Here is an 11,948-nt window from a genome sequence, read left to right on the forward strand (position 1 = left end):
CGGACCAAAATAATAATTAATACAAACAAAAAAATCACTTTAATTAACCACGCTTATTTTTTAATAATTTTTTAATTTTAACACAACCAATTAACCCGGGTTGAACCTTGGAAAAGCTTGTCCACGGTTCAACCCTGGTCTGATTCCGTTGACAGAAATATAAATTCCTGTAAACTCGGACCATTATAGTACGAGTAATAAAAATGCTATCACTTTCTAAGAAAACCGATTACGCGCTTTTGGTACTTACTACATTGGCGCAAAAACCAAAGGATTATGTTTCTTTGCGAGAATTGGCGGTGCGGAAAAATATGCCCTATCGTTTTTTGGCGCAGGTTGCGCGCGCGCTTGTTCATGATGGATTGATTATCAGTCGCGAGGGTTCCGGTGGCGGTTACCGCCTAAAAAAGTCAGCAAAGAAAATTAGCGTCAGCGATGTGGTTACCGCCATTGAGGGCGGTGTTGCACTGGCGTCATGTCTTTCACACAGTGAAACGGAATGCGAGTTGGCGGTTAATTGTCCGTTAAAAAAAGGCATGCCATCGATTCAACGGATGGTTTTAAAAACGCTTACTAAAAAGACGGTGGCAGATTTGTTAGCCGCGAATTAGATGTTGACTAAAAAATCCAAACCCTTTCAATTGGATCGCTCCAACTACGACAAAATAAATCGCGGTAAATTGGCATACAAAACATCCGCCGGGCTTACTGCAGAAACCGTGAGAAAGATTTCTAAACGTAAGGAAGAACCTGCTTGGCTTTTGGAGAAACGTTTGCAAGCACTGAAGATCTCTAAAAAACTAAAGATGCCGAAATGGGCACCTTCGACTGATGCGCTTGATTTAAACAAAATAACTTTTTACGCGGAGGCGGATCACAAGGAAGCGACTAATTGGGAAGATGTGCCAAAAGAAATTCGCAGTACGTTTGAAAGACTGGGAATTCCCGAAGCGGAACGAACCGTCTTGGCGGGGACCGGCGCGCAATACGAATCGCTGATGGCCTATCACAAGTTAAAAGAAGAATGGGAAAAACAAGGCGTGATATTTGAAAATTTCGATACGGCGGTTAAAAAACATCCGGAAATGGTGCGTGAATATTTTATGACAAAATGTGTCCCGATTGCGTACCACAAATACGCGGCGTTACACGGCGCGGTATTTTCCGGCGGAACATTTATTTATGTGCCGAAAAACGTGAAAGTGAGTATGCCGTTGCAGGCGTACTTTCGGATGAATGCTGAAGGCATGGGCCAATTTGAACATACTTTAATTATTGTCGATGAGGGCGCGGAATTGCATTATATAGAAGGTTGCAGCGCACCCCGCTATGATACGGCCAGTTTGCATGCCGGTTGCGTGGAAATTTTTGTAAAAAAAGGTGCGCGCATGCGTTACTCATCGATTGAGAATTGGTCTAAAAATACTTATAACCTAAATACTAAAAGGGCTATTGTGGAGAAAGACGGTGTAATGGAATGGGTGAGTGGTAATTTAGGTTCCGGATTAACAATGCTTTATCCGTGCAGTGCGCTGATTGGTGAGGGGGCTAAAACGGATTTCTTGAGTATTGCGTTTGCGGGCAAGGGGCAAAACCAAGACACGGGAACGAAAGTTTTGCACCTGGCGCCACGTACTACAAGCACAGTAATTTCTAAGAGTATTGCCGTAGACGGCGGAATCACTACATATCGCGGACAAGTGAAAGTTGTGAAGGGGGCAAGGGGAGTAGCCACTAAGTCAGTGTGTGATTCATTACTGTTTGATCAGTCGTCTGTAGCGAATACTTACCCATATATCGATGTAGAAGAGCCGCACGCGGATATTGCGCACGAAGCGTCAGTAGGCCGCGTTGGGGAGGAGCAGCTCTTCTACCTCCGAACCAGAGGAATTACCGAAGAACGAGCGATTCAGATGATCGTTTCCGGTTTTATCGAGCCGATTGTAAAAAAATTACCCTTTGAGTATGCGGTTGAATTAAACCGCTTGATTGAATTGGAAATGGAGGGAAGTGTCGGATGAAAAAAAATATAAAAATTGCCGATGGAAAAACGGCAGAAATTATTATTGATATTGCAAAAGATAGGAATGTTTTTATTGAAGTGGGGAAATTGTGTAATGTTACTATTTTAGAAATTATACGCGGGGCGACCAATCAGGGTCCGACCCTGGATCCGACAGGGTCGGAATCTGGATTGCAATTAAAGGTGAATCTTATAGGAAAAAAATCGGTGATAAACATTCATTCGTTAGTTGTCGGTTTGGGGGGTAATAAATCAAAAAATGAAATAGAAATTAATCATTTGGCGCGCGAAACTAATTCCGCATTTACCGGATATGCTTTACTGAAAAATAATGCCGAGCATACTTGGGAAATTAGTACGGTGATTGAAAATGTTGCAAAAAAGTCTGTAGCATCGCAAAAAATCAACAATCTTCTGCTTGGAGAAAATGGTGTTGTAAAAAATAGACCTGCTTTAATAATACGTAATAATGATGTTTCTTGTTCTCATGCCGTAGCGACGGGGCATTTGGACGAAGAGCAACTTTTTTATGCTCAAGCACGCGGTTTGACAGTTGAACAAAGCAAGAGTTTGATGGCGCGTGGTTTTGTAGAACCGTTTATTCGCTTGTTGCCTAAAAATATTCAGCAAGAAATTATCGGAAAGTTTGACCAGGGACCGACCTTGGACAATCTTGTCCAAGGTCGGTCCCTGGTTGGTCGACGTGTTACTAATAGTAACTAATCAATGTCTAAAATATCCGAAAAAATTAAAGATCAGTTCCCTATTTTAAAACAAAAAATGCATGGGAAAATTTTAGTATATTTGGACAGCGCGGCAACGACGCAAAAACCAAATTCGGTGATCGCGGCGGAACTGGCTTTTTATACGACGAGCAACGCGAATGTGCACCGGGGAGTGTATGCTTTGGCTGAACGGGCGACGGCGGATTATTTGGCGGCGCACCAAAGGGTGGCGCAATTTATCGGAGCGGAAAATCTGGAGGAAATTATATTTACTAAAAACACCACGGAGGCGATTAATTTGGTTGCGCAATCGCTTCCGAAAGAGTTGTTCAAAAAGAAGAAAATTTTAGTTTCCATTATGGAACATCACAGTAATCTTTTGCCGTGGCAAAGATTGGCTGAGGAAAGTGACGGTTCACTGGAATTTGTTGAATTTACCAAAGATGGAAAATTGGATTTGGCAGATTTACACCGCAAATTGACGAAGGATGTTGCCTTGGTGGCCGTCACGCATATTTCAAATGTGTTGGGGGTTGTTAATCCCGTTTCCAAAATAGCGCATTTGGCGCACAAGCAAGACGCCTTGGTATTGGTTGATGCCGCGCAAAGCGTGGCGCGGTTACCGCTTGACGTCAAAAAAATGGGTGTGGACTTTTTGGTTTTTTCGGGACACAAAATGTACGGTCCCATGGGTATCGGCGTGCTTTACGGGCGAAAAGTCTTTTTGGAAAAAATGGAACCATTTCTTTTGGGTGGTGACATGGTAACTACTGTGACTAGAAAAACGGCGACATGGAATGATCTGCCGTGGAAATTTGAGGCGGGTACGCCCAATGTTGCCGGCGCGATGGGGCTTGTCGCCGCGATTGATTTTATTGATCGCATCGGCATCAAAAATATTTGGAAACACGAGCAGGAACTGGTTGAATATTTGCTTCCGCGTTTGACGGAAATTAAAGAATTGAAAATAATTGGGCCGTCCGCTCGTGCCGGGGTAGTCTCTTTTACGGTTGCCGGCTTACATTCGCATGATCTTGCCTCACTTCTGGATTTAGAGGGAGTTGCTGTTCGGGCCGGGCAACATTGCGCGCAACCGCTTTTAGAAACACTCGGTATTAAAGAATGTACGCGTGTTAGTTTTAGCGTAACAACAACGACTGAAGAGTTGGATATATTTATTACGGCGCTAAAGAAAAGCATTAAAATTTTACAACGCAATGGATGAATCAACGGAATTTTATTTTCGCGAGGAACTGATGGCCCATGCCAAAACGCCACACAATCATGGTGTGATTAAAGGTGCTGTTATTCGTCAAAAAGAGTCTAATCCTCTTTGTGGCGATGAGATTGAAATGTTCGCACAAGTGGAAAAATCAAGACTGACGGAGATTAAATTTGAAGGAAGCGGTTGTTATATTAGTCAGGCTACCGCATCGATGTTGACTGAAAAAATCAAGGAAATGAAATTGTCAGCGATTCAAAAAATGAATGAAGACTCTGTAATGGAAATGTTGGGGGCCGTAGCGACACCGGCCCGAAAAAAATGCGCGATGTTGTCGCTTTGGACAATCCAAAAGGGAATTGAAAATTATTTAAATGTTAAGAAGAAAAAAGATGCCAAATAACGTTCCAATGAGGGTCGGACCGCTAAGCAGTCCGACCCTGGTGCACAGAAAATTGCTAGAAGTGAAAAATTTATCTGTGTCAGTTGGCGGTAAACAAGTTTTAGAAAATGTTACTTTTGATGTCGCGGAAGGGGAAGTGGTGGGCCTCCTTGGTCCGAACGGTTCGGGAAAAACATCATTGGGGCTAACTTTGATGGGACATCCGAGGTATCAGGTGACGGCCGGAAAAATAAATCTTGTTGGAAAAAATTTGTTGGCGATGAAGCCGGAAGAGCGTGCGAAAGCGGGGTTGTTTATGTCTTTTCAAAATCCGATGGAAATTCAAGGCGTACCATTTGGGAAGTTTCTTTTTACTGCCTACAAAGAAGTGAAGAACCCAGCTATCTCGGCAAAGGATTTTATCGCGCTTTTGCGTGAGAAGTGTCAGTTTTTGGGCGTTGTTCAATCCTTTGTTGAACGCTCAGTGAACGAGGGGTTTTCTGGTGGCGAAAAGAAACGCGCTGAAATTTTGCAACTTGCTGTGTTGGAACCAAAATTGGCGATATTGGATGAAACGGATTCCGGGCTTGATGTGACCGCAACAAAAATTGTCGCCAAGGCGATAAAAAAAGTCAGCGAAAATAATCCCAAGATGAGTATTATCTTAATTACGCACTATGACAAATTTCTAAAACAATTAAAACCGAATCGAATTTTGAAGATTGAAAAAGGAATGGTAACAACGAAATAGAACCGATCAGGGTCCGTCCTTTTTTCAAAAAGGACGGACCCTTTCATTCTAATTCCTGTCCTCTTTCCGCGTTTGACGATTATTCGTATCCGTGCCATACTATGGGCATGATTACTGGTGAAATGTCGCGCATCGTTCCGTTAACTGCGGGAATACCTATCGTTTTACCGCCCAATGCGGTAGCCGTTTTGACAACTTCGGCAATTCGTTCCGCGACGGCGGATTTTCTTAAGATCTTAGACGAACGGTCAAAAAGAGTGGTTATTCGTCGTTTTGGTTTGGATGGCGAGGGCTTAAGAACCCTGCATGCCATTGGCATAGAAGAAGGCGTGACGCGTGAGAGAATTCGTCAGGTCGAGCAGGCCATCTTGAAATTATTTCGTTCTGAAAAAAGGAATTCGACAGAATTTACCAACATAAAAAAAGTGCAAGATGCTTTACTCCAGGTGATTGCTTTTTTGGGTGGTGTTGTGCGCGAAGAATTGCTTTGTGAATTGTTGGGACTAAAAACAAAAGCCGATAGCGCGTCATTGGGTTTTCTTCTGAAATCCTTACAGGGTGTTACGGGGGTGCGGGAATCGAATCGATATAAAAGCTACTTTCGACACGAAGTGCATGTTGGTTTCGAAAAAATTATTGTCGCGGCAAGAGAAATTTTGAACGAAAAGAAAAGTCTTTTGTCCGATGCCGATTTGTTTGGAAAAGTTCGCGAACGTTGCGCGATTAATTCGAGTAATCCGATCATTTTTTCAGTTTTATTGATTGCTCACGATTTAGTGCGGACGCCGTTTGGACAATGGGGTATTCGCGGTTGGGTTGAAGCAACTCCGCGCGGGGTGGGTGATAAAGCCTATGTGGTTTTGAAGCGTGACGGAGAACCGATGCATTTTCTTAAAATTACCGATTTTATCAATGGCGCCAAGTTTGACGGGCGAATCGCGCACCCTCAAACCGTGCATAATGAGTTAATTCGTGATGAGCGTTTTATTTTGGTCGGTCGTGGAATGTATGCTTTAAAAGAGTGGGGTTACCGGGCCGGTACGGTTGGCGATGTTTTAGAGCGTATCATTAAGGAAAACAAGGAAAACTCAATATCAATGAATAAGGAAGATTTAATCGAGGAAGTTTTGAAAGAGAGAATTGTTAAACGCAACACGATTCTTTTGGCGCTTCAGAATCGCAAACGTTTTGTGCGTGACGCGCAAGGCTTGTATGCTATTGTGGCTTTTTCAACGACGGTTGATGATAAAGTGGCGATGGAAAAACAAAAACAAATAATTAATAATGACGGGGCGGTGGATCCGGCACCCAAAACGGAGGATTTTTTAGGTGGCAACGCTTAGTATCTATTTAGATTTTCTCGCGCAAACTTTCTTCGCGTACTTCGCGAGCCTTCTTAACATTCTTGGTACCGGTGGCTGGCTGGTTTTTATGGTGATGTTGGCTGCAATTTTGTACAAGGCGTATATGGATAGTATTCAGATAAAGTATATTATGGCAATGAAATGGACGTTTTTGCGGATCAGGGTGCCGGAAGAAAATACGCGAAACCCGCGTTCGATGGAAGAAGCATTTAACGCGATGCACGGTATCGAAAAAAAGCCCGATTTGTTAGAAATTTATTTGGACGGCTATATTCAGACTTGGATGTCATTAGAGCTTCGTGGTACGCACGAAGGTGTTTCTTTTATTATGCGGGTACCAACAGGTAGCGTGCCGTTGGTACAATCGGCTATTTACGCGCAATATCCCGAAGCGGAAATTGAGGAGGTTTCGGATTATATGACGAATTTCCCTGTCGATCGTATTGAAAAAGATTTTGATCTTTGGGCAACGGAATTTAATTTGCGCGAACCGGATGCTTATCCAATCAAAACATATGTTGAATTTGAAGATGAGTTTGCCGAAGAATCGCGTTATGTGGATTCAATCGCTTCGATAACGGAAGTACTGGGAAATGTAAAACCCGGAGAGGAATTGTGGATGCAAATATTGGCGCGTCCGGCCATTTTAGAAAAATGGAAAACAGAAGGAAAAGAATTGGCTCTTAAATTAGCGGGACGAGAAACGCCCAAGAAGCAATCTGTAATGGAGCAGGCGTTTACAGCGCTTGGGACAATAGTAAACGCGGTTTTAACCTTGGGCGCGAAGCCGGAAGAAAAAAAGAAAGAAAAAGATATGTTTGGTCTTATGAAATTAACACCCGGCGAAGTGGATTTAATTAAATCCATTCAACGCAATGTTAGTAAGGCGGGTTATGAATGTCAGTTTAGGATGATGTATGTGGCCGCGTTACCGGTATATAATCGGCGTTTGCGGGTGAACGCGATGCTGGGGTTATTGCGACAATTTATTGGGGCGAACTCATTTGGTCTTAATGGTCGTTTTACTACATCTCGGCCCACATACAGTTTTGTAAAACGAAGACAAATGCAGAGGAAAAGACGCAGTTTAACGCGCATGCAACAACGCTATTTCGCCGAAAGCGGGTTTGTGTTGAATGTTGAAGAATTAGCCACGATGTATCATTTCCCCGTGGAATACGCGAAGGGCCCGGCTATTGAGCGTACGAAGGCGAAGCGCGGTGAAGCCCCGCATAATGTTCCGTTGTCGTCTGAAGATTTGCCAGTAGCGTGATTAATACGATGAATGATGATTAATGATATATGATATATGATATATGAATCGCGTCGCGTGTCTCATCATTCATAAATCATAAATCGTCATTCATCATCAGGATAAGATTTAAACTCCTTGTTCAGGTTGAGTAATTTACACGAAACATTGGTATAATCATTTCACACAAACTATGCCTGAAGAAATATCTGATATCAATAAAATGCTCGTGTTGGGGGAAACAAATTTCCGTAATCGGAATCGCCAATTTGGTATTAAGGCGGACGACCGTCGTAGGCATTGCTATATTATCGGTAAAACCGGTGTTGGAAAAACAACCCTGATTGAAAATATGGTTATTCAAGATATTCAGAACGGGCGTGGGGTAGCATTGGTCGATCCGCACGGTGATCCTGCGGAAAACGTCATAAATTATATTCCCAACAACAGAGTAAACGACATTGTCAATTTTGATCCGTCCGATACCGAATTTCCGGTGGCTTTTAATGTGTTGGAAACTGTTGACCCGTCTAGTCCGGGTTTTGATCAAGAAAAAAGCTTGGTCTCATCCGGGTTAATCGGCGTCTTCAAAAAGATTTGGGCGGATTCGTGGGGGCCTCGCTTGGAATATATTTTGCGCAATACAATTTTGGCACTCTTGGATTCCCCCGGTAACACATTGCTGGGTATTCCGCGTATTTATGTTGATAAGAAATTTAGAAAAGAAATTGTCGATAACATAAAAGATCCGGTGGTGAGGAGCTTCTGGGTGGATGAATTTGCCAACTATAATGAAAAGTTTCGCTCGGAAGCAATCGCGCCTATTCAGAACAAGGTTGGTCAGTTTTTAAGTAGCAGTATTATTCGCAATATTGTCGGACAACCAAAATCGACCATTGATTTGCAGGATATTATGGATAATCGCAAGATTTTGATTATGAATTTATCAAAAGGAAAAATCGGCGAGGACAATGCGTCGCTTTTGGGCGCGATGATGATTACGAAAATTCAATTGACGGCGATGGCGCGCGCCAAAATCCCTGAAGCGGATCGTATAGATTTCTATCTTTATGTCGATGAGTTTCAAAACTTTGCCACGGAATCTTTCGCGACGATTCTTTCTGAAGCCAGAAAATACCGGTTGAATTTGATTATTGCCCACCAGTATATTACGCAGATGGCCGAGGAGGTACGTGACGCGGTTTTCGGAAACTTGGGCACGATCATGACTTTTCGAGTAGGTGCTTTTGATGCTGAATTCATGGAACCGGAATTTTTACCGACTTTTGAACAAACCGATTTGGTTAATCTCCCGAATTACAACGCCTATATTCGCTTAATGATTGATGGGATTACGAGCAAGCCTTTTTCGATGCGGTGTTTGAGACCAAGTGGCGTGCGTTACGACAATCGCGATAAAGTGTTGCGGGTTTCTCGTGAAAGATTTAGTCGCCCCAAAGAAGTTGTCGAAGAAAAAATTTCTCGTTGGAGTGGGGCAATGACGCAAGCGAATGAGGAAGCATCGGGAGCACTTGCCCCAAAATTTGTTCCGGCGTTTTCTCCATCTACGCGTCCCGCATTTATTCCAAATAATCCGAATCGTATACCGGCGGTTCAGCCGGCACGGCGTGAAGAGGTGCGTACTCCGGTAATGGCAAAACTCTCGCCGATGTTGCAAGCAAAAGATTTGGCGAATGTTGTGCTTACGCCAAAAGAACCAAAAGAAGTGATTACAAATTTGGCGGAAATGCTTTCCAAAAAAGAAGAGCCAAAAAGACTTAAAAAAGCTTTTCCAAGCACCTGTGACCGTTGTAGTAAGGCCACCGAGTTGCCGTTTGAACCAACACCCGGTAAGGATAAATATTGCAATGATTGCTACAAGATTGTGAAGGCGGAAAAGTTGAAAATTGGCGCACTCGCGCCTGATGATAAAAGTGTTCATTTTGTCGAACTTAAAAAGCCCGTTTTACCTCCGCCACCACCTCCGCTACCATAAGACGATGAATACTATTCCCGAAGAAAGGCCAATTAAAAGAGCGCGTAAGTTTTGCATCGATGCCAGCGAGTTTCAAGGAAACGCGGTTTGGGATTTGCAGGATATTCTAAGGGAATTTGTGGAAGGGTTTAATTTTTTGGTACCGTTAAAAAAAGAAGTGACTTTTTTTGGATCGGCGCGACTTTCACCTGCATCACGTTGGTATCAAGAGGCTAAAAAATTGGGAACCATTTTGGCTGAAGCGGGATATACGGTAATCACGGGTGGTGGGCCTGGGATTATGGAGGCGGCCAATTCTGGAGCGCATGAAGTGGCATTAAGGACACACAAGGAATGTTCAATCGGTTTAGATATTGTTCTTCCAAATGGAGAAAGACGAAATCCGTTTGTGGAGCGTAGAATGCCCTTTCATTATTTTTTTACGCGCAAGGTGATGTTGAGTGCCAGCGCCCAAGCTTATATATTTTTTCCGGGCGGTTTTGGAACAATTGACGAGTTTTCTGAAATTTTAACCCTTATTCAGACAAAGAAGATGGAAAAGGTGGCTATGGTTTGTGTGGGCAAGGAATTTTGGCAGACATTGAGGGATTGGATGAGAGTGCAAATGATTGATGTGGGAGAAGATTTGGTGTCCGAAAAAGATTTTGATTTGTTTCAGGTGGTGGACACGGCGGAAGAGGCGTTTGAAATTGTGAAGCAGTCGAGGGAAAGAGAGTTCTTTTGAACTTGTTGATAATTTTTATTTAGGCGTTCATGTTTTTTAAGAAGAGTACTTGATTTTTAAATTATCAATTTTCAATGACCAATTATCAATTAATTATCCAGCCTTCGCTACCCACTTCGCTAAAGCTACGAGGGTCAGGAAAGCTTCGGCCGGCAGGCAATTCTTGAATTATCAATTTCGCGACGACATCGTAATTGAACATTTAAACATTGATAATTCATTGAAAATTGGGAATTGAAAATTGAAAATTTTTTTAGAATTATTTTTATGCGTAGGATAACAACAGAGGAGCTGGTGGCTTCTAAACCACAACTTGAAAATTTTAAGAAGCTGCCTAAAACACCCATCACCGTTGTGGTGGATGGCATCCGCTCGCTCGACAATGTCGGTTTGATTTTTCGAATTTGCGATGGTTTTCGGATAAAAAAACTTTACCTTTGTGGGATCACCGGTTATCCGATGGTTGAGAACGACGAACGTCCACCGCATACAATCGAGCGACAAGATCGGAGGATTAAGAAGACGGCAATCAAAAATGTTGATTATATGGATTGGGAATATAAACCGGACGTTGAAGCAGTAATAAATATGCAAAAATCATTAGGTGATAAGATTGTCGTTTTGGAACAGACGGACAAGAGTACCGATTTTCAAAAAACCAACTACCGGTTTCCGTTAACCTTGGTTGTGGGGCACGAACGAACAGGAGTTTCCGACGCGATTTTGAAAATTGCCGATAATATTATTGAAATTCCCATGCACGGCATGGGGAACTCGCATAACGTGGCGGTGTCTACTGCTATTGTGTTGGCACGTGTGCATGGTTTTATGAATAAATCTAACTAAATATGGGTATTAATTTTCAAGTATCAATTCCCAATTTTCAATTAATTATCCAGCCTTCGCTAAAGCTACGGCCGGCAGGCAATAATTCAATTATCAATTACTGAATCGCTGTTAAATTGAAAATTAAAAAATTGAACATTAATTGATAATTGGTCATTGAAAATTGATAATTTTATGCACTGTTTGGAAGTGGACAAGGAATAAGGTTCATTTTTTGTTTGTTGATTTTATGAGAGTTTCTAGCTACCCTATCCCTATGTCCGACATCTATACAAAACAAAACGCCAATAGTAAAGAAGCCCAGGCGGAAGCGCATCGTAATATGCAGAAAAAGCAAATGCAGATTCTCGATGAAGATGGGGTTTTGCGACGTTTTCAGAAGGTATTTGAAGATAAGAGGAAGATGGTTGAACAAACCAGGCGCAATATCGAAAAGATGGAAATTGATTTGTTGAATTTGAGGCGAAAAGAAGATTTGTCGCGCAAAGATTTAACGACGGCAGAACGTGACATTACTTTCCAAAAAGCAAAGATTAAGAAGTTGGAATACGACGCCGAACAATATCGCGAAAAGACGTATCGGCGCGATAAGATGGAATAATTAATATTTATATAATTGGCCAACCAGGGTCCGACCCTGGACAGGCCTGTCCAGGGTCGGAC

At 42.6% G+C, this 11,948-nt stretch carries 12 protein-coding genes; all 12 read left to right on the forward strand.

Features of this window, described 5'->3' with window-relative positions; genetic code table 11:
- Positions 1 to 203 precede the first annotated feature (203 nt).
- The 12 genes from Q7S57_03305 (at position 204) to Q7S57_03360 (ending at position 11,886) form a co-directional block, all read left to right on the forward strand.
- Positions 204 to 611, forward strand: a complete 408-nt coding sequence (locus Q7S57_03305) for an Rrf2 family transcriptional regulator (protein ID MDO8512277.1) — start codon at positions 204 to 206, stop codon at positions 609 to 611.
- Positions 612 to 2,021: a Fe-S cluster assembly protein SufB gene (gene sufB, locus Q7S57_03310; protein MDO8512278.1), complete on the forward strand. Its 1,410-nt coding sequence runs from the start codon at positions 612 to 614 to the stop codon at positions 2,019 to 2,021. It begins immediately after the preceding gene.
- Complete coding sequence (locus Q7S57_03315) at positions 2,018 to 2,746, forward strand: SufD family Fe-S cluster assembly protein (protein MDO8512279.1); 729 nt, start codon at positions 2,018 to 2,020, stop codon at positions 2,744 to 2,746. Before sufB ends, Q7S57_03315 begins: the two co-directional genes overlap by 4 nt.
- Positions 2,747 to 2,749: 3 nt before the next feature.
- Positions 2,750 to 3,973, forward strand: a complete 1,224-nt coding sequence (locus Q7S57_03320; GenBank protein MDO8512280.1) for a SufS family cysteine desulfurase — start codon at positions 2,750 to 2,752, stop codon at positions 3,971 to 3,973.
- Entirely contained in the window at positions 3,966 to 4,373 is a 408-nt protein-coding gene (locus Q7S57_03325) for an iron-sulfur cluster assembly scaffold protein (protein ID MDO8512281.1), read from the forward strand. Before Q7S57_03320 ends, Q7S57_03325 begins: the two co-directional genes overlap by 8 nt.
- Complete coding sequence (gene sufC / locus Q7S57_03330) at positions 4,363 to 5,103, forward strand: Fe-S cluster assembly ATPase SufC (GenBank protein MDO8512282.1); 741 nt, start codon at positions 4,363 to 4,365, stop codon at positions 5,101 to 5,103. The genes Q7S57_03325 and sufC overlap by 11 nt, the downstream gene beginning before the upstream one ends.
- Positions 5,104 to 5,204: 101 nt before the next feature.
- Positions 5,205 to 6,446, forward strand: coding sequence for a sigma factor-like helix-turn-helix DNA-binding protein (locus tag Q7S57_03335; GenBank protein MDO8512283.1), 1,242 nt, complete (start codon positions 5,205 to 5,207; stop codon positions 6,444 to 6,446).
- The gene (locus Q7S57_03340; GenBank protein ID MDO8512284.1) at positions 6,433 to 7,740 is read left to right on the forward strand and encodes a hypothetical protein; all 1,308 of its coding nucleotides are present in this window, start codon (positions 6,433 to 6,435) and stop codon (positions 7,738 to 7,740) included. Before Q7S57_03335 ends, Q7S57_03340 begins: the two co-directional genes overlap by 14 nt.
- Positions 7,741 to 7,912: 172 nt before the next feature.
- Positions 7,913 to 9,715 (forward strand): DUF87 domain-containing protein, encoded by a 1,803-nt coding sequence (locus tag Q7S57_03345; GenBank protein ID MDO8512285.1) that lies wholly within the window; start codon positions 7,913 to 7,915, stop codon positions 9,713 to 9,715.
- A 4-nt stretch (positions 9,716 to 9,719) separates the two neighbouring features.
- Complete coding sequence (locus Q7S57_03350; protein MDO8512286.1) at positions 9,720 to 10,439, forward strand: TIGR00730 family Rossman fold protein; 720 nt, start codon at positions 9,720 to 9,722, stop codon at positions 10,437 to 10,439.
- 267 nt (positions 10,440 to 10,706) lie between these two features.
- A complete protein-coding gene (locus tag Q7S57_03355) occupies positions 10,707 to 11,285 on the forward strand; it encodes a TrmH family RNA methyltransferase (GenBank protein ID MDO8512287.1) in 579 nt (192 codons plus the stop codon).
- 256 nt (positions 11,286 to 11,541) lie between these two features.
- A complete protein-coding gene (locus tag Q7S57_03360; GenBank protein MDO8512288.1) occupies positions 11,542 to 11,886 on the forward strand; it encodes a hypothetical protein in 345 nt (114 codons plus the stop codon).
- Positions 11,887 to 11,948 lie beyond the last annotated feature (62 nt).

The organism is bacterium (assembly GCA_030647555.1).
In the GTDB taxonomy this organism is placed as follows: Bacteria; Patescibacteriota; Andersenbacteria; order UBA10190; family CAIZMI01; genus CAIZMI01.